Below are 21,829 nucleotides of genomic sequence, written 5' to 3' on the forward strand. Positions count from 1 at the left end.
CACCCGCCCCTTCGGTTACGCCCCGGAACGGGCGGCACCGTCCCCCGTTCGGCGGAGCCGTCCGGCGCAGGTGTTGCCGCGTCCTTCCGACGGCATTTGACTCGTTCTCTGCGGAGTCCCGCGGAGAGGTGGGCAGTGATGCTTTCGGCCAGGAGTCTGTTCCAGGAGATCCTCGACAACGACGAGTCGTTCCGGCTCTTCTGCTCCATCGCTGCCAGCGGCGAAGCGCAGGGCGGCTGGGAGAACGCCCGCATCGCCGCGCTCGTGCCGCCGGGCGAACGCGGACTCGCCCCCAAGATCGCCCGGCACGGCGCCGACGAGGACAAACACGGGCGGATCTTCCACGCCCTCATCAAGAAGCGCGGCCTGCGGCCCGTCGAGGTCCCGCCCGACACCGACTACACGATGCTCCTCGAGCGGCACGGCGTCGGTCTGCCGCACGAGAAGCTCAGGGCCGACCGGCCGCTGACCGTCCCGGACGTCGTCACCTACCTCGCGCACAGCAGGGTCACCGAGCAGCGGGCCTCCGAGCAGATGAAACTGCTGCGCAAGCACTTCGCCGACGACCCCGACATCGGCCGCGCGGTCCGGATGATCTCGCAGGACGAGGACGACCACCTCGCCTACTGCCACGAGGAACTGCTGCGCTTCGCGCACGCCGGACACGGCCGCACCATCCAGCGGGCGCTGCGGGAGTGCGCGCTGGTTGAGATCCGCGTCTACCGCGACGTCAGCCTCGCCGTGATGAGCCGCATGGGGCGCATCCTCGGCTGGTCGAAGGCCAGGTCGGCGACGCTCGTCGCGGGCATCCACGCCGTGTACGCCTACGAACGGCTGGCGGGCTGGCGCCGGATGGTCTGTCTGTCGATGCCCGAGCGGCGAGGCGCGCTCGACGGGCCCCCCGCGACGGCGCCCGAGTTCGCCTGAACCGGACGACTCCCGCCCGCGCACACCGCAGGCGCGTCCCGAGCGGACCGGGCCGCTACAGCCAGCCCCGCTGCTTGAACATCCGGTAGAGCCCGACCTCCAGGACCGCCATCACCAGGATCACGGCGGGATACGACCACACCCAGCGCAGCTCGGGCATGTGCTCGAAGTTCATGCCGTAGATTCCCGCGATCATCGTCGGGAGCGCGGCCATGGCGGCCCAGGCGGAGATCTTCCGCATGTCGTCGTTCTGCCGGACGCTCATCTGCGCGAGGTGAGCGGAGAGGATGTCGGAGACCAGCCGGTCCAGGCCCTCCACCGACTCGTTCACCCGCGTCAGGTGGTCGCTGACGTCCCGGAAGAAGGGCTGCGTCTCGTCCGCGACGAACGGCAGTCCCGTACTGAACGAGCCGGTGCCCGCGAGACGGGTCATCGGGATCGCCAGCGGGCCGGTGGCCCGGCGGAACTCCAGGATCTGCCGCTTGAACGTGTAGATGCGGGACGCGGTGTGGCGCGTTCCCCCGTCGGAAGGCGAGAAGACCTCGCTCTCCAGCTCCTCCAGGTCGGTCTGCAGCTCGGTCGCCACGTCCAGATAGTGGTCGACCGTGGCGTCCGCGATCGCGTACAGCACCGTCGTCGGACCGTGCCTGAGCATCTCCGGGTCCTGCTCCAGCCGGTGCCGCACCTCCTTCAGCGGCGCGCCCTCGCCGTGCCGCACGGTGACTATGAACGAGTCACCCAGGAAGATCATGAGCTCGCCGGAGGAGACCGCGTCGCTGTCCTGCTCGTACGTGACCGGCTTCAGGACCATGAAGATGGAGTCGTCGTACACCTCCAGCTTCGGGCGCTGGTGCGCCTTCAGGGCGTCCTCGACCGCCAGCGGATGCAGCCCGAACTCGCTGGTGACGTGGGCGAACTCCTCCGCGGTCGGCTCGTGGAGACCGATCCAGAGGAACGTGTCGTCCTGGTCGCGGGCGGCGTCCAGGGCGTCGGAGAGGTCATCGGGGCCCTGGGAGCGGCGCCCGTCGCGGTAGATGGCACAGTCGACGATCACAGAGCGTATTCTCCTGCCTTCCGAGCCGTCCGACACACCGGCCCCGTCCTAGGCTGGGCCGCATGCCCACCCTGATCCTCGTCCGGCACGGACGTTCCACCGCCAACACCGCGGGGCTCCTCGCCGGCTGGACGCCCGGCGTCGCCCTCGACGAACGCGGCAGCGCACAGGCCGCCGCGCTCCCCGGCAGACTCGCCGGCCTGCCGATCTCCGAGGTCGTCGCCAGCCCGCTCCAGCGCTGCCAGGAGACCGTACGCCCCCTGCTCGACGCCCGCCCCGGACTGCGCCTGCACAGCGACGACCGCATCGGGGAGTGCCACTACGGCGACTGGTCCGGCCGCAAGCTCGCCGAGCTCAAGGACGAACCGCTCATGGAGGTCGTGCAGGCGCACCCCTCCGCCGCGGCGTTCCCCGGCGGGGAATCCATGCGCGCGATGCAGACGCGTGCCGCCGAGGCGGTACGCGAGTGGAACGCGCGCGTGGAGCGCGATCACGGCGGTGACGCCGTCTACCTCATGTGCTCGCACGGCGACATCATCAAGTCCCTTGTCGCGGACGCACTCGGACTTCATCTCGACCTCTTCCAGCGGATCTCTGTGGAACCGTCTTCCATCACCGCGATCCGTTACACCCGTATGCGGCCATTTCTCGTCCGGCTCGGCGACACCGGCGATCTCGCCTCGCTGGCGCCGCGCGAGGAGACCACGGGCGGTGACGCCCCGGTCGGGGGCGGTGCGGGCGCACCGTGATCGTCGGCCGCAGTAGGGTGAAGCGGTCGAAGCAGCGCAGCAGTTGTCAGCAACCGATGCGGACCGACGGCTGATCCGGCCGACCGGTCCCGACGCAGATCCCCATGGAGACAGGACGTGTCCCGTCAGGTGTTCCTCTACGACCCCCCGGACCGTTTCGTGGCCGGTACGGTCGGGCTGCCCGGGCGCCGTACCTTCTTCCTGCAGGCCACCTCGGGCCCGCGGGTGACCAGCGTGGCCCTGGAGAAGACGCAGGTGGCCGCACTCGCCGAGCGGATGGAAGAACTGCTCGACGAGGTCGTACGGCGGACCGGGGGCAGTGCGCCCGTACCCGCCGTCGCTCCCACCGAGGTCTCCGACACCGCCCCGCTGGACACCCCCGTGGAGGAGGAGTTCCGGGTCGGCACCATGGCCCTGGCCTGGGACGGCGACGAGCAGCGCATGATCGTCGAGGCGCAGGCCCTGGTGGAGCTGGACGCCGACTCCGACGAGGACCTCGCGGAGGCCGAGGAGCGGCTCCTCCAGGACGAGGAGAACGGCCCGCCGATGCTCCGGGTCCGGCTCACCGGGGCGCAGGCCCGGGCCTTCGCCAAACGCGCCCTGGACGTCGTCAACGCGGGCCGGCCGCCCTGCCCGCTGTGCAGCCTCCCGCTCGACCCGGAAGGACACGTATGTCCGCGCCAGAACGGATACCGCCGCGGAGCGTGACCACGACCGAGCTGCTCGCCCGCGGCGAGCTCACGGTGCGCGGACAGATCCGTGAGGCCTCCAACGCGGTGCTGCACTGCTCCGTCTCCCACGACGGGCAGGAGGCGTTCTGCGTGTACAAGCCGGTCGCCGGGGAGCGGCCCCTGTGGGACTTCCCGGACGGGACGCTGGCGCAGCGCGAGGTCGCCGCGTACGAGGTCTCGGAGGCGACCGGCTGGGGGCTCGTGCCGCCCACCGTGCTGCGGGACGGGCCGTACGGCGAGGGCATGTGCCAGCTGTGGATCGAGGGGGAGGCCGGTTCCGAGCTGCTCGCGCTGGTGGACGGCGAGGAGCCCGGGGCGGGCTGGAAGGCCATCGCGTTCGCCGACGTGGGCGAGGGGGGTACTGCCCTGCTCGTGCACGCCGACGACGAGCGGCTGCGACGGCTCGCCGTGCTGGACGCGGTGATCAACAACGCGGACCGCAAGGGCGGGCATCTGCTGCCCGCGGGTGAGGGCCGGCTCTACGGCATCGACCACGGGGTCACCTTCAACGCCGAGAACAAGCTGCGCACGCTCCTGTGGGGCTGGGCGGGCGAGCCGCTCACCCCCGAGGCGGTCGAGGTGCTCACGTCGCTGCGCGCCTCCCTGGCGCCCGGCGCACCGCTGGCCACCCGGCTGGCGGAACTCGTCACGCCCGCCGAGACCGACGCCACCCGGGCGCGGGTCGACGCCCTGCTCGCCTCGGGAAAGCACCCGGAGCCGAGCGGGGAGTGGCCGGCGATTCCCTGGCCCCCGGTGTGACGGGACCGGGCGGCCGACGGGCCGGGAGCACCGGCCGCGGCCACGTCGCCGGGGGTGCCACGGCCCGCGCCGCCCGTGGGCACGCCGGTCCGCGCCGTCCGTGACACGTCCGCCCGCGCCGCCGTGGGCACCTCGGCCCGCGCCGCCCGTCGGTACCGAGAAGTCCGGTGGGACCGCCTTGCCCGCCGTCGTTCCCGGTCCGGTTCGTATACGGAACTCCCGTCCGGTTAGGCTCAGGGCATGTATGCCTGGCCCGCTTCTGAGGTCCCCGCCCTGCCCGGTGAGGGCCGCGACCTCCGGATCCACGACACCGCGACCGGTGGGCTCGTCACCCTTGCCCCCGGTCCCGTCGCCCGTATCTACGTCTGCGGCATCACGCCGTACGACGCCACCCACCTGGGACACGCGGCGACCTACAACGCGTTCGACCTCGTGCAGCGCGTGTGGCTCGACACGAAGCGGCAGGTCCACTACGTCCAGAACGTGACCGACGTCGACGATCCGCTCCTGGAGCGGGCCGAGCGCGACGGCGTCGACTGGGTGGCACTGGCCGAGAAGGAGACCGCCCTCTTCCGCGAGGACATGACCGCCCTTCGGATGCTTCCGCCGAAGCACTACATCGGTGCCGTCGAGGCGATACCGGGCATCGTCCCGCTCGTCGAGCGGCTGCGCGACGCCGGTGCCGCCTACGAACTCGAGGGCGACGTCTACTTCTCCGTCGAGACCGACCCGCACTTCGGACAGGTGTCGAACCTGGACGCCGCCGCGATGCGCCTGCTGTCCGCCGAGCGGGGCGGCGACCCCGACCGGCCGGGCAAGAAGAACCCCCTCGACCCGATGCTCTGGATGGCGGCCCGCGAGGGCGAGCCGAGCTGGGACGGCGGCTCGCTGGGCCGGGGACGCCCCGGCTGGCACATCGAGTGCGTGGCCATCGCGCTCGACCACCTCGGGATGGGCTTCGACGTCCAGGGCGGCGGCTCCGACCTCGCCTTCCCGCACCACGAGATGGGCGCCTCGCACGCCCAGGTGCTGACCGGCGAGTTCCCCATGGCCAAGGCGTACGTCCACGCCGGCATGGTCGCACTCGACGGCGAGAAGATGTCGAAGTCCAAGGGCAACCTGGTCTTCGTCTCGAAGCTGCGGCGCGACGGCGTCGACCCGGCGGCCATCCGGCTCGCGCTGCTCGCGCACCACTACCGGGCCGACTGGGAGTGGACCGACGCGGTCCTCGAAGAGGCGGTCGCACGGCTGGCGGACTGGCGCGCCGCGGTGTCGCGGCCCGACGGCCCCTCCGCCGACGCGCTCGTCGAGGAGATCCGCGCCGCCCTCGCCGACGACCTGGACGCGCCGTCCGCGCTCGCCGCGGTCGACCGCTGGGCCGCGGTCCAGCACGAGCACGGCGGCACGGACGAGGGCGCGCCCGGCGTGGCCTCGCGTGCCGTGGACGCGCTGCTCGGCGTCGCGCTGTAACCGACGGCCGAAAGGCGCGGCGCCCCTCACCCGCTGCACGGGCAGCGGTGCCGGACGGAGACCGTCTCCGCCCGGCACCGCCACCCGCCCGTGCCGAACAGTGCCAAGTCCCCTTCCCGACCGGTGGACTCAGCGGGAGGTGCGCGTCGTCGACGCCCGCACGGGCGATCAAGAAGGCGTACGACGGCCGAGGGGCGGTACGCGTCACGCGCACCGCCCCTGCCGTTCAGTCCTCCGTGCCGCTGGAGGAGTCCGGGGAGTCCGGGGAACCGGAGGAACCCTGGCTCCCCGGGGAGCCCGTCGCGTCCGGAGAACCCGGGGCGCCCTCGGTGCCGGTGTCCCCGGCGTCCGTACCGGCGCCCGTCTCCGCGCCGGCCCCGGCGTCGGACTCGACCTCGGGCTCGGGGCCGGGCCGCTGCGGCTTCGGACGGCCCCGGCCCGCCGGGGCGTCGCGCAGGTACGACGCGGACTCACCGCTCTCCGTGGCGTGCCCCCCGGGCTGCGCCGCGGGACCGCCGCCGTCCCGGCGCCGCAGATAACGCTCGAACTCGCGGGCGATCGCCTCACCCGACGCCTCGGGCAGCTCGGCGGTGTCCCGGGCCTCCTCCAGCGTCTGCACGTACTCGGCGACCTCGCTGTCCTCGGCGGCCAGTTGGTCCACGCCCAGCTGCCAGGCCCGCGCGTCCTCGGCCAGATCGCCCAGCGGGATGCGCAGGTCGATGAGGTCCTCCAGACGGTTGAGCAAGGCCAGGGTCGCCTTCGGGTTGGGCGGCTGCGACACGTAGTGCGGGACCGCCGCCCACAGCGACACCGCCGGCACGCCCGCGTGCGTGCACGCCTCCTGGAGGATGCCGACGATGCCCGTCGGGCCCTCGTACTTGGTCTCCTCCAGGTCCATCGTGCGGGCCAGGTCGGCGTCGGAGGTGACACCGCTGACCGGAACCGGACGGGTGTGCGGGGTGTCGCCGAGCAGGGCGCCCAGGATCACCACCAGCTCCACGCCCAGCTCGTGCGCGAACCCCAGCAGCTCGTTGCAGAACGAGCGCCAGCGCATGGATGGTTCGATGCCCCGGACCAGCACCAGGTCGCGCGGCCTCTCGCCGCCGACCCGGACCACGGACAGCCGCGTCGTCGGCCAGGTGATCTTGCGGACGCCGCCGTCCAGCCACACGGTGGGGCGGTTGACCTGGAAGTCGTAGTAGTCCTCGGCGTCGAGCGCCGCGAACACCTCGCCCTTCCATTCCCGGTCGAGATGCGCGACCGCGGCGGAGGCGGCGTCACCGGCGTCGTTCCAGCCCTCGAACGCGGCCACCATGACCGGGTCGACCAGCTCGGGAACCCCCTCGAGCTCGATCACCCAGCGCCTCCTTCCGACGTGCCCTCGCGTACGTCCCAACCTTACGGCGTGCGCGGGGCGCCTCCGCAGCCCCCTTGCACGGGGGAGTGAACGGATCACTGCCCCGAACACCACCCCGGAACACCCACCAGTCATCCGAGCTGTGCCCGGCCGGCCGGACGGCACCACGCGTGCCGGGCGGCAGCAGCCGGCCGACGGAGGGTCAGAGGGCCGATCGCAGCCACTGCTCCACGCTCGCGATGTGCACCGTCGCCCACGACCGGGCCGCCTCCCCGTCCCGGTCGCGCAGGGCGGCGAGGATGGCGCGGTGCTCGTGCAGCGTGCGGCCGACCGCGTCCTTGCGGGTCAGTCCGCGCCAGACGCGGGCCCGGGTGGCCGGCCCGGACAGCCCTTCGAGCAGGGAGCTCAGGACCGCGTTCCCGGAGCTCCGCGCGATGACACGGTGGAACTCCAGGTCGCAGGCGACGAGTTCGCCCACCGAGGGCGCACCGCCGAGTGCGTCCAGCCGGGCGGCGAGCGCGTCCAGCTCCTCCTCGGCGATGCGCGGGGCGGCCAGTGCCGTCGCGGCCGGCTCCAGGATCCGGCGCACCGCCAGGAATTCGAGGACGGTGTCGTCGCGGTGGAAGTCGACGACGAAACTCAGCGCCTCCAGCAGGAGTTGGGGGTCCAGACTGGTGACGTAGGTCCCGTCGCCCTGCCGTACGTCGAGGATGCGGATGAGGGAGAGCGCGCGCACCGCCTCGCGCAGGGAGTTGCGGGACAGCCCGAGTACGGCGGCGAGTTCGCTCTCCTTGGGAAGCCGGTCGCCGGGCCGCAGCGCACCGGAGACGATCATCTCCTTGATCTTCTCGATCGCCTCGTCCGTGACTGCCATGGCGGGGCCCCTGTCGCTCAGACATCCGATGTCTCACGACAGTATGGGGGCGCGCAGGCCGCCTCGGTGCGGCAGTCCGCCCGGGCACGCGGAAGGGGCGGATCCCCCCCCGTGGGACCCGCCCCTCACTCCCGCTCGGACGCCTACTTCTCGTCGAGCAGGCCCTGCACCCTGGCGCGGATCTCGTCCGTGGCGAGCCCGCGGATCGTCAGCGTCGTCCGGCGGCGCAGCACGTCGTCCGGCGTCTCGGCCCACTCGTTGTCCCGGGCGTAGACGACCTGGGCCCAGATCTCCGGGGCGTCCGGGTGGACGCGCTTGCCGAGCTCCGGGTTCTCGTTGGCCAGGCGCGCGATGTCGAAGGCCAGCGAGCCGTAGTGCGTGGCCAGGTGCCTGGCGGTGTCGGCCGCCATGCGCGGGCCGGGCGCCGGGCCGTCGACCAGCAGCCGGTGCGCCACGGCACGGGGGTTGGCGACACCCGGCAGCGGCAGCTTCTTCGGCAGCGCCTTGACCGGCTCGAAGTCCTCGCCGAGCGGGTGGCCCGGCAGCGACTCCAGCTTCTGCATGACCGTACGGCCGATGTGGCGGAAGGTGGTCCACTTGCCGCCCGCGACGGACAGCATGCCGCCGCGGCCCTCCGTCACGACGGTCTCCCGCTTGGCCTTCGACGTGTCGCCGGGACCGCCGGGCAGGACCCGCAGGCCGGCGAAGGAGTAGGTGATCAGGTCACGGGACAGCTGCTGGTCGCGGACCGAGAACGCGGCCTCGTCCAGGATCTGGGCTATGTCCTTCTCGTTGACCGCGACCTCGCCCGGGTCGCCCTCAAACTCCTCGTCGGTCGTGCCGAGCAGCAGCATGTCCTCCCAGGGGAGGGCGAAGGTGATGCGGTACTTGTCGATCGGGGTGGCGAGCGCGGCCTTCCAGGGGGAGGTGCGCTTGAGGACCAGGTGCGCGCCCTTCGACAGCCGGATGGAGGGCGCCGCGTTCGGGTCCTCCATCTTGCGCAGGTGGTCGACCCAGGGGCCGGTGGCGTTCAGGACGAGGCGTGCGTCGACGCCGAACTCGTCCCCGGTCGTACGGTCCTTAAGGTCCGCGCCCGTGACCCGGCCCCGGGTGAAGCGCAGGCCGGTGACCTCGGCGTGGTTGAGCACGACGGCGCCGGACTCGACGGCCGCGCGGACCGTCATCAGCGCCATGCGGGCGTCGTTCATCTGGTCGTCGCCGTACACGGCCACGGCCTTCAGGTTCTCGGTGCGCAGCTCCGGGACGTCCTGCTGGGCCTTGGCGGGGGAGAGCAGGTGCCCGACGCCGTCGCCGAAGGCGGACAGCGCCGAGTACGCGAACACGCCCGCGCCGAGCTTCGCGGCGCCGTGCGGGCCGCCCTTGTACACGGGGAGGTAGAAGGTCAGCGGGTTCGCCAGGTGGGGAGCCACCTGGCGGGAGACCGCACGGCGCTCGAAGTGGTTCTCCGCCACCAGCTTCACCGCACCGGTCTGCAGGTAGCGCAGGCCGCCGTGGAGGAGCTTGGAGGAGGCGGAGGACGTGGCGCCGGCGAAGTCACCGGCGTCGACCAGAGCCACCCGCAGCCCGGACTGCGCGGCGTGCCAGGCGGTGGAGATGCCCAGGATGCCGCCGCCGATGACGAGAAGGTCGTACGTTGCCTTGGAGAGCTGCTCCCGGGTCTCGGCGCGGCTCGGGGCGGAGCCGGAGGCCGGGTGCGTACCGAGGGCAGGCACGGACTGCAGGGTGGTCTGGGTACTCATGCGGGTCTTACTCCTCGCCAGTGTTTCCATCGTCGAGCCAGCCCATGGACCGCTCCACGGCCTTGAGCCAGCTCTTGTACTCGCGGTCGCGGGTTTCCGCGGCCATGTTGGGGGTCCACTCCGCGGCCCTGCGCCAGTTGGCGCGCAGGTCCTCGGTGTTGGACCAGAAGCCGACGGCGAGACCGGCGGCGTAGGCGGCGCCGAGGCAGGTGGTCTCGGCGACCATCGGGCGCACCACGGGTGCGTCCAGCACGTCGGCGAGGGTCTGCATCAGCAGGTTGTTGGAGGTCATGCCGCCGTCGACCTTGAGGGCCGCGAGCTCGACGCCGGAGTCCTTCGTCATGGCGTCGCTGATCTCACGGGTCTGCCAGGCGGTGGCCTCGAGGACGGCGCGCGCGATGTGCGCCTTGGTGACGTAGCGGGTCAGACCGGCGATCACACCGCGGGCGTCGGGGCGCCAGTACGGTGCGAACAGACCGGAGAAGGCCGGTACGAAGTACGCGCCGCCGTTGTCCTCGACCGACGACGCGAGCGTCTCGATCTCGGCGGCCGACTTGATCAGGCCCATCTGGTCGCGCATCCACTGCACCAGCGAACCGGTGACGGCGATCGAGCCCTCCAGGGCGTAGACCGGGTCCTGGTCGCCGATCCGGTAGCCCACGGTGGTCAGCAGCCCGCTGTACGAGTTGATGATCTTGTCACCGGTGTTCATCAGCATGAACGTGCCGGTGCCGTACGTGGACTTGGCCTCGCCCTCGGAGAAACAGGTCTGGCCGAACAGGGCCGCCTGCTGGTCGCCGAGCGCGGAGGCGACCGGGATGCCGCCGAGCAGGTCGCCCAGCTTGCCGCCCGTGACCTCGCCGTACACCTCGGCGGAGGAGCGGATCTCCGGGAGCATCGACAGCGGGACGCCGATCGACTCGGCGATCTTCGGGTCCCACTCCAGCGTGTGCAGGTTCATCAGCATGGTGCGGGAGGCGTTGGTCACGTCGGTGACGTGCCTGCCGCCGTTGACGCCGCCGGTCAGGTTCCAGATGACCCAGCTGTCCATCGTGCCGAAGAGGATGTCGCCGGCCTCGGCGCGCTCGCGCAGACCCTCGACGTTGTCCAGCAGCCAGCGGGCCTTCGGACCGGCGAAGTAGGAGGCCAGCGGCAGGCCGGTCTCGCGACGGAAGCGGTCCTGCCCGACGTTGCGGCCGAGCTCCTTGCAGAGGGCGTCGGTGCGGGTGTCCTGCCAGACGAGGGCGTTGTGGACGGGCTCACCGGTGTTCTTGTCCCACAGCAGCGTGGTCTCACGCTGGTTGGTGATGCCGATGGCCTTGATGTCGTCGCGGGTGATGCCGGCCTTCTCGATGGCTCCGGCGACGACCTCCTCGACGTTGGTCCAGATCTCGGTGGCGTTGTGCTCCACCCAGCCCGGCTTCGGGAAGATTTGCTCGTGCTCCTTCTGGTCGACGGAGACGATGCGGCCGTCCCGGTCGAAGACGATGCAGCGGCTCGACGTCGTGCCCTGGTCGATCGCGGCGATGAAGGGGCCGGCGGTGTGTGCGTCGGTCACGGTGTGCTCCAGGAAGTCTCGGGTGGCGTGCTCGGGCCGCCGTCGGCGGTGATGGGCCGGGGGCTCACTTGAAGGCGATGTTGTAGAGGCCGCCCGCGACGGCGCCGCCGATCAGCGGTCCGACCACGGGGATCCAGGCGTAGCCCCAGTCGGACCCGCCCTTGTTCGGCAGCGGCAGCAGGGCGTGCACGATACGGGGACCGAGGTCACGGACCGGGTTGATCGCGTAGCCGGTCGGACCGCCGAGCGAGAGGCCGATGCCGACGACCACGAGCGAGGTCACCAGGGCGCCGAGGACGCCCAGTCCGTTGCCGCCGTCGTTCAGGCCCTGGGTCAGGATCGCGAGGACGAGGACGACGGTGGCGATGATCTCGGTGACGAGGTTCTGCGCCACGTTCCGGATCTCGGGGCCGGTGGAGAAGATGCCCAGGACCGGACCGGCCTCGGGCGCCGCCTTCTGGTCGACCAGGGCTTCCTCGGCCGGCTGGGCCGCGAGTATCTCCGGGTCCGTGAGGTGGGCCTGGAACTGCCCGTAGTACGTGATCCACACCAGTACAGCGCCGATCATGGCGCCGAGGAGCTGGGAGCCGAGGTAGAGCGGAACATCGCTCCACTTGGTGCCGCCCTCGATGGCCAGGCCGATCGTGACCGCGGGGTTGAGATGAGCGCCGGAGACGCCGCCCGCGAGGTAGGCGGCCGTCAGGACCGCGAAACCCCACCCGAAGGTGATCGCGAGCCAGCCGGCGTTGAGAGCCTTCGAGCGCTTCAGCGTGACGGCGGCGCACACGCCACCGCCGAGCAGTATGAGTACGGCGGTACCGATGGTCTCGCCGATGAAGATGTCGGAGCTGGACACCCGCGACTCCTTTGTCCTTCGTCCAGGGGAAGCCGAACCCCGGGTCCCGCCGGTGGTTCGTGCTCTCGGGGAATGAGAGCGATTCGGCCCTTGGCACTGTCACACCCTAACGCTTATTGCCGGTAGGTGTTCGACAATGCCGACCGATGGACGGGAGTCTCGCTCCGCCGTCAGCGGATCGTCAAGGGTTCTGTTATCGAAAACACGATCGTTATTGATCGCTGCGGGCTATCGGTCCCACCGCACCCCTGAGCAGGCCGCCGACGTGCGGTGACAGGGCTCCCGGGGGCGGCACGACGAAGGCCGGGACGCCCCCTGGCGTCCCGGCCCGTCACGTACGCGTCCTCAGAACCGCCCGGCACCCAGATCGCGCGACACCGCGCGGGCGCAGTCGCGCACCGCGGCGATCAGTTCGGGACGCAGCTCCCCGTCCTTGCAGATCCGCTCGACGGCCCCGGTGATGCCCACGGCCCCGACCGGCATCCGGCGCCGGTTGTGGATCGGGGCGGCCACCGAGGCGACACCGGTCCAGGTCTCCTCGACGTCGTCCGCGTACCCCCGCGCGCGCGTCAGGTCGAGGACACCCTCGAACTCGTCCGGCTCGCTCACGGTCCGGGCCGTGAACGTCTTGCGCTCGGCCTCCAGGACCTCGCTGTGCGCCACCGGGTCGTACGCCGTGAGGACCTTGCCCAGGGCCGTGGAGTGCAGCGGCTGCATGGCGCCCACCTCCAGCACCTGACGGCTGTCGTCCGGCCGGAACACGTGGTGCACGATCAGGACACCCTGCTGGTGGAGCACCCCGAGATAGACGCTCTCGCCGCTGGAACGGGCCAGGTCGTCCGTCCACACCAGGGCGCGCGCCCGCAGCTCGTGCACGTCGAGATAGGTGGTGCCCAGCCGGAGCAGCTCGGCGCCCAGCTGGTACCGCCCGGAAGCGGTGTCCTGCTCGACGAAGCCCTCGTGCTGGAGGGTCCGCAATATGCCGTGGGCCGTACCCTTGGCGAGGCCCAGCGAGGAGGCGATGTCCGACAGGCCGAGCCGCCGCTCACCGCCCGCGAGCAGGCGCAGCATCGCGGCCGCCCGCTCGAGCGACTGGATGTTCCGTGCCATCGCCGTGCTGCCCTCCGTCCCCTTCGGCCGTCGACGAGCCTCTGCGCTGCCGCCGTTCGGCAATGTCGAACACTACCGGTCCTTGCCGACCTCCCGCCAATACGCGGCGCACATCCGTCTCCTTCCCTTGTCCGGCGCCACCCGGTCGAGTTCGGCGCGCGCGGCCCGCCGGAGCGTTCCGGACCGCACCGCCGTCGTACTCGTACGCACGGGGTCCTTTCCGCACGCCACGCCCGTCCGCCCCGTGGACGTCCCGTCCGAACCGTGGCGCTCCGGGCTACCCTGACGGCGTGCGCCTTCCATGGGAAGCGCAAAGCCGACAGCCGTCGCACTCCAGGGAGCATCATTCATGGCCTCGTCGCCGAACCCGCCGTCCCCCTCGTCCGCAGCAGCGGAGAGCCGGACCCGAACCGACGCCCTCCGCCGAGCGCTCGCCACCCGGGTGGTGGTGGCCGACGGCGCGATGGGCACGATGCTCCAGGCACAGGAACCGACGCTCGAGGACTTCGAGAACCTCGAAGGCTGCAACGAGATCCTGAACATCACCCGGCCCGACATCGTCCGCTCCGTCCACGAGGCGTACTTCGCCGTCGGTGTCGACTGTGTCGAGACGAACACCTTCGGCGCCAACCACTCCGCGCTCGGCGAGTACGACATCCCCGAGCGTGTGTTCGAGCTGTCCGAGGCCGGTGCCCGCATCGCCCGCGAGGCCGCCGACGAGTTCACCGCGTCGAGCGGACAGCAGCGCTGGGTGCTCGGCTCCATGGGCCCCGGCACCAAGCTGCCGACCCTCGGCCACGCCCCGTACACCCTCCTGCGCGACGCCTACCAGCGGAACGCCGAGGGCATGATCGCCGGCGGCGCGGACGCCCTGCTGGTGGAGACCACCCAGGACCTGCTCCAGACGAAGGCCGCCGTCCTCGGCGCCCGCCGCGCGCTGGACGCCACCGGGCTCGACCTGCCCGTCATCGTCTCGGTCACCGTCGAGACCACCGGCACCATGCTGCTCGGTTCGGAGATCGGCGCCGCGCTGACCGCCCTCGAACCGCTCGGCGTCGACATGATCGGCCTGAACTGCGCCACCGGGCCCGCCGAGATGAGCGAGCACCTGCGCTACCTGGCCCGCCACTCGCGCATCCCGCTGTCCTGCATGCCGAACGCCGGCCTGCCCGTCCTCGGCAAGGAGGGCGCGCACTACCCGCTGACGGCGCCCGAACTGGCCGACGCCCAGGAGACCTTCGTACGCGAGTACGGCCTCTCCCTGGTCGGCGGCTGCTGCGGCACCACCCCGGAGCACCTGCGCCAGGTCGTCGAGCGGGTCCGCGAGCTGTCGCCCGCCCCCCGGGACCCGCACCCCGAGCCCGGCGCGGCCTCCCTCTACCAGACCGTGCCGTTCCGTCAGGACACCGCCTACATGGCGATCGGCGAACGCACCAACGCCAACGGTTCCAAGAAGTTCCGCGAGGCCATGCTGGAGGGCCGCTGGGACGACTGCGTGGAGATGGCCCGCGACCAGATCCGCGAGGGCGCCCACATGCTCGACCTCTGCGTCGACTACGTGGGCCGCGACGGCGTCGCCGACATGGAGGAACTCGCCGGCCGCTTCGCCACCGCCTCCACCCTGCCGATCGTCCTCGACTCCACCGAGGTCGACGTGCTGCGCGCCGGACTGGAGAAGCTGGGCGGGCGCGCCGTCATCAACTCGGTCAACTACGAGGACGGCGACGGCCCCGAGTCCCGCTTCGCGAAGGTCACGAGGCTCGCCCAGGAGCACGGCGCCGCGCTGATCGCGCTGACCATCGACGAGGAGGGCCAGGCCCGCACCGTCGAGACCAAGGTCGCCATCGCCGAGCGGCTGATCGAGGACCTGACGGCCAACTGGGGCATCCACGAGTCGGACATCCTCATCGACTGTCTGACCTTCACGATCTGCACCGGCCAGGAGGAGTCCCGCAAGGACGGCGTCGCGACGATCGAGGCGATCCGCGAACTCAAGCGCCGCCACCCCGACGTACAGACCACACTCGGCCTGTCGAACATCTCCTTCGGCCTCAACCCGGCCGCGCGCGTCCTGCTCAACTCGGTCTTCCTCGACGAGTGCGTCAAGGCGGGCCTCGACTCGGCGATCGTCCACGCCAGCAAGATCCTGCCGATCGCCCGCTTCGACGAGGAGCAGGTCAGCACCGCCCTCGACCTCATCCACGACCGGCGCCGCGAGGGCTACGACCCGCTGCAGAAGCTGATGGCCCTGTTCGAGGGAGCCACCACCAAGTCCCTCAAGGCCGGCCGGGCCGAGGAACTGGCCGCGCTGCCCCTGGACGAGCGGCTCAAGCGCCGCATCATCGACGGCGAGAAGAACGGCCTGGAGAAGGACCTGGACGACGCGCTCCGGGAGCGCCCGGCCCTCGACATCGTCAACGAGACCCTCCTCGACGGCATGAAGGTCGTCGGCGAACTCTTCGGCTCCGGTCAGATGCAGCTGCCGTTCGTCCTCCAGTCGGCCGAGGTCATGAAGACCGCGGTGGCCCACCTCGAGCCGCACATGGAGAAGACCGACGACGAGGGCAAGGGCACCATCGTCCTCGCCACCGTCCGCGGCGACGTGCACGACATCGGCAAGAACCTCGTCGACATCATCCTGTCCAACAACGGCTACACGGTCGTCAACCTGGGCATCAAGCAACCCGTCTCCGCGATCCTGGAAGCCGCCAAGGAGCACCGCGCCGACGTCATCGGCATGTCCGGTCTCCTGGTCAAGTCCACCGTGATCATGAAGGAGAACCTGGAGGAGCTGAACCAGCGCAAGCTGGCCGCCGACTACCCCGTCATCCTCGGCGGCGCCGCCCTGACCCGGGCGTACGTCGAGCAGGACCTGCACGAGATCTACGAGGGCGAAGTCCGCTACGCCCGCGACGCGTTCGAGGGCCTGCGCCTGATGGACGCGCTGATCGCCGTCAAGCGCGGTGTGCCGGGGGCCGTGCTGCCGGAGCTGAAGCAGCGCCGGGTCCGGCCGGCGGCCACCGTCGTGACCGAGGAACGGCCGGAGGAGGGGCACGTCCGCTCCGACGTCGCCGTCGACAACCCCGTGCCCGAGCCGCCGTTCTGGGGCTCGCGCGTCATCAAGGGCATCCAGCTCAAGGAGTACGCCTCCTGGCTCGACGAAGGCGCCCTGTTCAAGGGCCAGTGGGGCCTCAAGCAGGCACGCACGGGCGACGGCCCCACGTACGAGGAGCTCGTGGAGAGCGAGGGCAGGCCCCGGCTGCGCGGCCTGCTGGACCAGCTCCAGACCGGCAACCTGCTGGAAGCGGCCGTGGTCTACGGCTACTTCCCCTGCGTGTCCAAGGACGACGACCTGATCCTCCTGGACGAGCGGGGCAACGAGCGCACCCGCTTCACCTTCCCGCGCCAGCGCCGCGGCCGTCGCCTCTGCCTCGCCGACTACTTCCGGCCCGAGGAGTCGGGCGAGACGGACGTCGTCGGCCTCCAGATCGTCACCGTCGGATCCCGGATCGGCGAGGAGACCGCCAAGCTCTTCGAAGCCAACTCCTACCGCGACTACCTCGAACTGCACGGCCTGTCGGTGCAGTTGGCGGAGGCGCTGGCCGAGTACTGGCACGCACGCGTGCGGGCCGAACTCGGCTTCGGGGGAGAGGACCCAGCCGCCGTCGAGGACATGTTCGACCTCAAGTACCGCGGCGCCCGCTTCTCCCTCGGATACGGCGCCTGCCCCGACCTGGAGGACCGCGCCAAGATCGCCCGGCTGCTCGAACCGGAGCGCATCGGCGTCCACCTCTCCGAGGAGTTCCAGCTCCACCCGGAGCAGTCCACGGACGCGATCGTCATCCACCACCCCGAGGCGAAGTACTTCAACGCACGCTGAGTCGTCCCGAGCACGCCCCGCACGCCGGGGCGCCCTGAGCCCGCCCCGGCGAGGGCGGGCTCAGGCGTGACGCGAGGCGGGCCCGGGCGACCGCCGAGGCGGCCCCGGGCGTCCCCGGAGGCATGTGCGGGCATCCGCCGAGGCATTCCGGCCGGACACGTCGTACACTTGTCGGTCCACTGCAGGCCGGCTGCCCCTTGTTCGAAAGGGGCGGCCGGCCTGATCGTCCCTCAAGGAGGTGCGCCCGGATGACCAGTACGGTCCCCGCGCTCGGTACCCGTACGGCCGAGGGCTCAGCCCTGCAGGCGGTACTCCTCGACATGGACGGCACCCTGGTGGACACCGAGGGCTTCTGGTGGGACGTCGAGGTCGAGGTCTTCGCCTCCCTCGGCCACGTCCTCGACGACTCCTGGCGCCATGTCGTGGTGGGCGGCCCCATGACCCGCAGCGCCGGCTTCCTCATCGAGGCGACCGGCGCCGACATCACCCTGGCCGAGCTGAGCGTGCTGCTCAACGACGGGTTCGAGGACCGCATCGGCCGGACGCTCCCGCTGATGCCGGGGGCCGCCAGGCTGCTCGCGGAACTCGCCGCGCACGAGATCCCCACCGCGCTGGTCTCCGCCTCGCACCGGCGCATCATCGACCGCGTCCTGGCCTCCGTCGGCCCCCAGTACTTCGCGCTGACCGTCGCGGGCGACGAGGTCGAGCGGACCAAGCCCTTCCCCGACCCGTATCTGCTGGCGGCCGCGGGGCTCGGCGCCGACCCGGCCCGGTGCGCGGTCATCGAGGACACCGCGACCGGTGTCGCGGCCGCCGAGTCGGCCGGCTGCCACGTGGTCGCCGTGCCGTCCGTGTCGCCCATCGCGCCCGCCCCGCGGCGCACCGTCGTGTCGTCTCTCGAAGAGGTGGATCTGCGATTTCTGCGGGGCCTCCTGACGGCGGAAATGCGCTAGGACTTCACTCAGCGTGTGGGACCGAATGCGCGGAAATTGCCAGGGCGACGGCGCGGGCAATTGACGACCAAGCCGGATGGCCGAATTCCGGTACCTGTCAGTCGAGTTGACACTGTGACGTTCCTCACGCATCTGGGGGTCGACAGTGCGGCTACGGTGTGCCGAATCCCCCTTTTCGGGGGTACTGGGTGTGCCCTTGTGTCCTGATTGGTGGAACCGTGCGCGGTTCCTTCCGCTGTCGGGTTTTCGGTGCGTCCGCGCCCGGTTTCGCAGCGTGATGGGAGGGTGGCTCCCGTCCCTGTGAGCCGCCGCGCAGGCGCGGACTAATCTCGTCGCGAGAACCTCGCCACAACTCCCCGTGATCCGCAGCACCACCCCTGCATGCCGGGTACACGGACTCGACAGCTCTGGAGAAACTCGAGCATGAACCGCAAGACTTTGGTGCTGCCGGCGATCGTCGGCCTGCTCGGCCCCGTACTCGCCGGCTGCGGTGGGTCCGACAGCGGCAGCAAGGACGGCGACGCGATCGTCGTCGGCACCACGGACCGGTTCACCGTCTCGAGCGACGCTCCCGCGCCGCTCGACCCGGCGTACGCGTACGACGTCGGCACCTGGAACATCCTTCGCCAGACCGTGCAGACCCTCATGGCGCAGCCGCGTGGCGACGGTGATCCGCAGCCCGAGGCGGCCGAGCAGTGCGGCTTCACCGACGCCGGCAACGAGCGGTACGTCTGCACCCTGCGCAAGGACCTCCAGTTCTCCAACGGTGACCCCATCACCGCGAAGGACGTGCAGTTCTCCATCAACCGCGCGCTCTCCCTGAAGGCCGACAGCGAGGTGTACGCGCTGCTGTCCACCATCGACACCGTCGAGACCCAGGGAGACCGGGAGGTCGTCTTCCACCTCAAGACGGCCGACGCCACCTTCCCGTTCAAGCTGTCGACGCCGGTCGCCGGCATCGTCAACCCCGACGACTACGAGAAGGGCAAGCTGCGCGACGGGTTCCAGATCGACGGATCCGGTCCGTACACCCTCGAGTCCGAGGTCAAGGACAACGAGCTCGTCAAGGCCGTCTTCACCAAGAACCCCCACTACAAGGGGCTGTTGAAGCCGAAGAACGACAAGGTCGAGCTGCGCTCCTTCACGAGCGCCGACGCCATGGGCGCCGCGCTCGACAAGGGCGACATCGACCTGATGACCCGCTCGATGACGCCGAAGCAGATCCAGCAGCTGTCCAAGAAGTCCGGCGACGTCGACCTGGTCGAGATGCCCGGTCTGGAGATCCGCTACCTCGGCTTCAACACCTCCGCGTCGACGGTCAAGTCCAAGGCCGTCCGGCAGGCCATGGCCCAGCTCGTCAACCGCGGCGAGCTCATCTCCAAGGTGTACGGCACCCAGGCCCAGCCCCTCTTCTCGATGGTTCCCGCCACCATCACGGGCCACAGCAACTCGTTCTTCAACGAGTACGGCGACCCGAGCGCCGCGAAGGCCAAGGGGCTCCTCACCAAGGCCGGCATCTCCACCCCGGTGAAGCTCACCCTGCACTACACGACGGACCACTACGGCACGGCCACCAAGGCCGAGTTCGAGGTCCTCAAGACGCAGCTCAACAGCAGCGGCCTGTTCGACGTCGACATCAAGGGCGAGGGCTGGGACAAGTTCCGTCCCGCCGAGATGGCCGGCAAGTACGACGTCTACGGCATGGGCTGGTTCCCCGACTTCCCGGACGCCGACAACTACCTGGCGCCGTTCCTCGACAAGAACAACACCCTCGGCTCGCCCTACGCGAACGGCGAGATCCGCAACACGCTGATCCCGGAGTCGCGTCGCGAGGCCGACCGGCTCAGCGCGTCGAAGAGCATCTCGGAGATCCAGGACATCGTGGCCTCGGACGTACCGCTGCTGCCGCTGTGGCAGGGCAAGCAGTACATCGCCACCCGCGACGACATCACGGGCGCCGAGTGGGCCATCAACTCCTCCTCCACCCTCCAGCTGTGGGAGCTCGGCCGCGGTCTCTGACCCGCCGACGGCTTCCCCCGGCCCCCGGGACCCTCGGCGGTCTTCCGGGCCTCACGTTCCAACGACAAGGCACAGGCAAGTGAATATGCGTAACCAGTGGCCGGTCCTGTCCGTCGTGACGGGGCTGGCCGCCGGCCTGCTCACCGGATGCAGCTCCGACACGGGCGGCTCGGGCACCGGCTCCTCCGTGGTCGTGGGGATGTCCGACGACGTCCTCACGACCGACCCAGCCGCCGGCTACGACCCCGGATCGTGGCTGCTGTTCAACAACGTCTTCCAGTCGCTGCTGAGCTTCCCCAAGGGCGGTACGGAGCCCGAGCCCGAGGCCGCCAAGGAGTGCGCCTTCACGGACACCGGCACCAAGGTGTACCGCTGCACCCTGAACGACGGTCTGAAGTTCAGCAACGGCGACGCGCTCACCTCGAAGGACGTCAAGTTCTCCTTCGACCGCCTGCTGAAGATCAACGACGACACCGGCCCCGCGATCATGTTCCCCATGCTCGACGAGGTGACCACGCCGGACGCGAAGACCGTCGTCTTCCGGCTCAAGTACGCCGACGCCACCTTCCCGAGCAAGATCGCCTCGGGTGCCGGCTCGATCGTGGACCACCGGCAGTACTCCGCCGACGGACTGCGCACGGACGGCGGGGCGGTCGGCTCGGGCCCGTACAAGCTGGACTCCTTCGACAAGGACCAGGCCGTCTTCTCCGTCAACGACAACTACCGGGGCGCCGCCGAGGTCCACAACTCCGGCGTGACCCTGGAGTTCTTCCACGGCGACCGCTCCGCCCTGAAGAACGCGCTGCTCGCCGACCGCGTCGACGTCGCCTACCGAGGCCTCGCCGCCAACGACATCGCGGACCTCGACAACGCCACCTCCACCGGCAAGGGCATCGAGGTCATCGAGGGCGCCAGCGCCGAGGTGCAGCACCTGGTCTTCAACATGGACGACCCGGTCGCCGGCAAGCTCGGCGTGCGCAAGGCCATCGCGTATCTGCTCGACCGCGAGGCCCTGGTCGGCGATGTCTACGAGCACACGGCGACCCCGCTGTACTCGATCATCCCGGCCGGTGTCACCGGCCACGACACGGCGTTCTTCGACACCTACGGGGGCCGCCCCTCGAAGTCGAAGGCGCGGGCCGCACTCCAGGAGGAGGGCGTCACCGGCAAGGTGAAACTGACCCTCTGGTCGACCCCCTCGCGTTACGGCCCGGCCACCGACGACGAGTTCAGGGCGATCGCGCGGCAGCTCAACGCGAGCGGACTGTTCGACGCCACCGTGCGGTCCGTCGGCTTCGACCAGTACGAGAAGGACATCGCCGACGGCAGGTACGGCGTGTACGTGAAGGGCTGGGTGCCCGACTACCCGGACCCGGACAACTTCACGGCTCCCTTCTTCGGCAAGGGCAACGTGCTGGGCAACAACTACAGGAACAGCACGATCACGTCCCAGCTCATCCCGAGGACCGCTGCCCAGAGCGACCGCTCCTCGACCGACTCGGACTACGGCCGGGTCCAGAGCATCGTCGCCGACCAGCTCCCCGTCATCCCGGTCTGGCAGGCCAAGCAGTACGCGGTGGTGCGGGACAACGTCTACGGCCTCGAGTACTGCCTCGACGCCTCGACCGTCTTCCGCTTCTGGGAGATCAGCAAGGACTGACCCGCGACGCACGCACGGCCGCGGGGGGGGGGGGGGGGGGGGGGGGGGGGGGGGGGGGGGGGCGGGGGGGGGGGGGGGTGGGTCGCCTTTGGGTGGGGTCGGCGGTATTACG

At 70.7% G+C, this 21,829-nt stretch carries 17 protein-coding genes; 9 read left to right on the top strand and 8 right to left on the bottom strand.

Annotated features, from left to right (window positions below; translation table 11 throughout):
• Positions 1 to 138 precede the first annotated feature (138 nt).
• Positions 139 to 927 (top strand): ferritin-like domain-containing protein, encoded by a 789-nt coding sequence (locus AC069T_RS28515; protein WP_478785471.1) that lies wholly within the window; start codon positions 139 to 141, stop codon positions 925 to 927.
• Between the two features lie 55 nt (positions 928 to 982).
• Here the strand turns inward: AC069T_RS28515 and corA are convergent, their stop codons facing one another.
• Complete coding sequence (gene corA, locus AC069T_RS28520; RefSeq protein ID WP_478785472.1) at positions 983 to 1,981, bottom strand: magnesium/cobalt transporter CorA; 999 nt, start codon at positions 1,979 to 1,981, stop codon at positions 983 to 985.
• Positions 1,982 to 2,043: 62 nt separating this feature from the next.
• Here corA and AC069T_RS28525 point away from each other — a divergent pair, with 62 nt between their 5' ends.
• From AC069T_RS28525 to mshC, 4 genes are all read left to right on the top strand, one after another.
• Positions 2,044 to 2,730 (top strand): histidine phosphatase family protein, encoded by a 687-nt coding sequence (locus AC069T_RS28525; RefSeq protein ID WP_478785473.1) that lies wholly within the window; start codon positions 2,044 to 2,046, stop codon positions 2,728 to 2,730.
• Positions 2,731 to 2,847: 117 nt separating this feature from the next.
• The gene (locus AC069T_RS28530; protein ID WP_478785474.1) at positions 2,848 to 3,438 is read left to right on the top strand and encodes a DUF3090 domain-containing protein; all 591 of its coding nucleotides are present in this window, start codon (positions 2,848 to 2,850) and stop codon (positions 3,436 to 3,438) included.
• Entirely contained in the window at positions 3,402 to 4,220 is an 819-nt protein-coding gene (locus AC069T_RS28535) for an SCO1664 family protein (RefSeq protein WP_478785475.1), read from the top strand. The genes AC069T_RS28530 and AC069T_RS28535 overlap by 37 nt, the downstream gene beginning before the upstream one ends.
• A 240-nt stretch (positions 4,221 to 4,460) precedes the next feature.
• On the top strand, positions 4,461 to 5,690 hold the full coding sequence (gene mshC / locus AC069T_RS28540) for a cysteine--1-D-myo-inosityl 2-amino-2-deoxy-alpha-D-glucopyranoside ligase (RefSeq protein WP_478785476.1): 1,230 nt from the start codon (positions 4,461 to 4,463) through the stop codon (positions 5,688 to 5,690).
• A gap of 226 nt (positions 5,691 to 5,916) precedes the next feature.
• Here mshC and AC069T_RS28545 read toward each other — a convergent pair whose 3' ends face one another.
• The 7 genes from AC069T_RS28545 to AC069T_RS28575 form a co-directional block, all read right to left on the bottom strand.
• A complete protein-coding gene (locus AC069T_RS28545; protein WP_478785477.1) occupies positions 5,917 to 7,047 on the bottom strand; it encodes a PAC2 family protein in 1,131 nt (376 codons plus the stop codon).
• A 202-nt stretch (positions 7,048 to 7,249) separates the two neighbouring features.
• Positions 7,250 to 7,921, bottom strand: a complete 672-nt coding sequence (locus AC069T_RS28550) for a FadR/GntR family transcriptional regulator (RefSeq protein ID WP_478785478.1) — start codon at positions 7,919 to 7,921, stop codon at positions 7,250 to 7,252.
• 143 nt (positions 7,922 to 8,064) lie between these two features.
• Entirely contained in the window at positions 8,065 to 9,681 is a 1,617-nt protein-coding gene (locus AC069T_RS28555; RefSeq protein WP_478785479.1) for a glycerol-3-phosphate dehydrogenase/oxidase, read from the bottom strand.
• Positions 9,682 to 9,688: 7 nt separating this feature from the next.
• On the bottom strand, positions 9,689 to 11,239 hold the full coding sequence (gene glpK, locus AC069T_RS28560; protein ID WP_358853475.1) for a glycerol kinase GlpK: 1,551 nt from the start codon (positions 11,237 to 11,239) through the stop codon (positions 9,689 to 9,691).
• Between the two features lie 64 nt (positions 11,240 to 11,303).
• Positions 11,304 to 12,095, bottom strand: coding sequence for an MIP/aquaporin family protein (locus tag AC069T_RS28565; RefSeq protein WP_478785480.1), 792 nt, complete (start codon positions 12,093 to 12,095; stop codon positions 11,304 to 11,306).
• Positions 12,096 to 12,440: 345 nt separating this feature from the next.
• Entirely contained in the window at positions 12,441 to 13,205 is a 765-nt protein-coding gene (locus tag AC069T_RS28570) for an IclR family transcriptional regulator (protein WP_478785481.1), read from the bottom strand.
• 72 nt (positions 13,206 to 13,277) lie between these two features.
• Entirely contained in the window at positions 13,278 to 13,415 is a 138-nt protein-coding gene (locus AC069T_RS28575; RefSeq protein ID WP_478785482.1) for a hypothetical protein, read from the bottom strand.
• A gap of 139 nt (positions 13,416 to 13,554) precedes the next feature.
• Here AC069T_RS28575 and metH point away from each other — a divergent pair, with 139 nt between their 5' ends.
• The 4 genes from metH (at position 13,555) to AC069T_RS28595 (ending at position 21,717) form a co-directional block, all read left to right on the top strand.
• A complete protein-coding gene (gene metH / locus AC069T_RS28580) occupies positions 13,555 to 17,085 on the top strand; it encodes a methionine synthase (RefSeq protein WP_478785483.1) in 3,531 nt (1,176 codons plus the stop codon).
• Between the two features lie 248 nt (positions 17,086 to 17,333).
• Positions 17,334 to 18,038 carry an HAD family hydrolase gene (locus tag AC069T_RS28585; protein WP_478785484.1) on the top strand — a complete coding sequence of 235 codons (705 nt, stop codon included), beginning with the start codon at positions 17,334 to 17,336 and terminating at the stop codon, positions 18,036 to 18,038.
• A 423-nt stretch (positions 18,039 to 18,461) separates the two neighbouring features.
• Entirely contained in the window at positions 18,462 to 20,057 is a 1,596-nt protein-coding gene (locus AC069T_RS28590) for an ABC transporter substrate-binding protein (RefSeq protein ID WP_478785485.1), read from the top strand.
• Between the two features lie 79 nt (positions 20,058 to 20,136).
• The gene (locus AC069T_RS28595) at positions 20,137 to 21,717 is read left to right on the top strand and encodes an ABC transporter substrate-binding protein (RefSeq protein WP_478785486.1); all 1,581 of its coding nucleotides are present in this window, start codon (positions 20,137 to 20,139) and stop codon (positions 21,715 to 21,717) included.
• The last annotated feature ends 112 nt before the right edge of the window (positions 21,718 to 21,829 follow it).

The organism is Streptomyces sp. NPDC043867, from assembly GCF_056435845.1.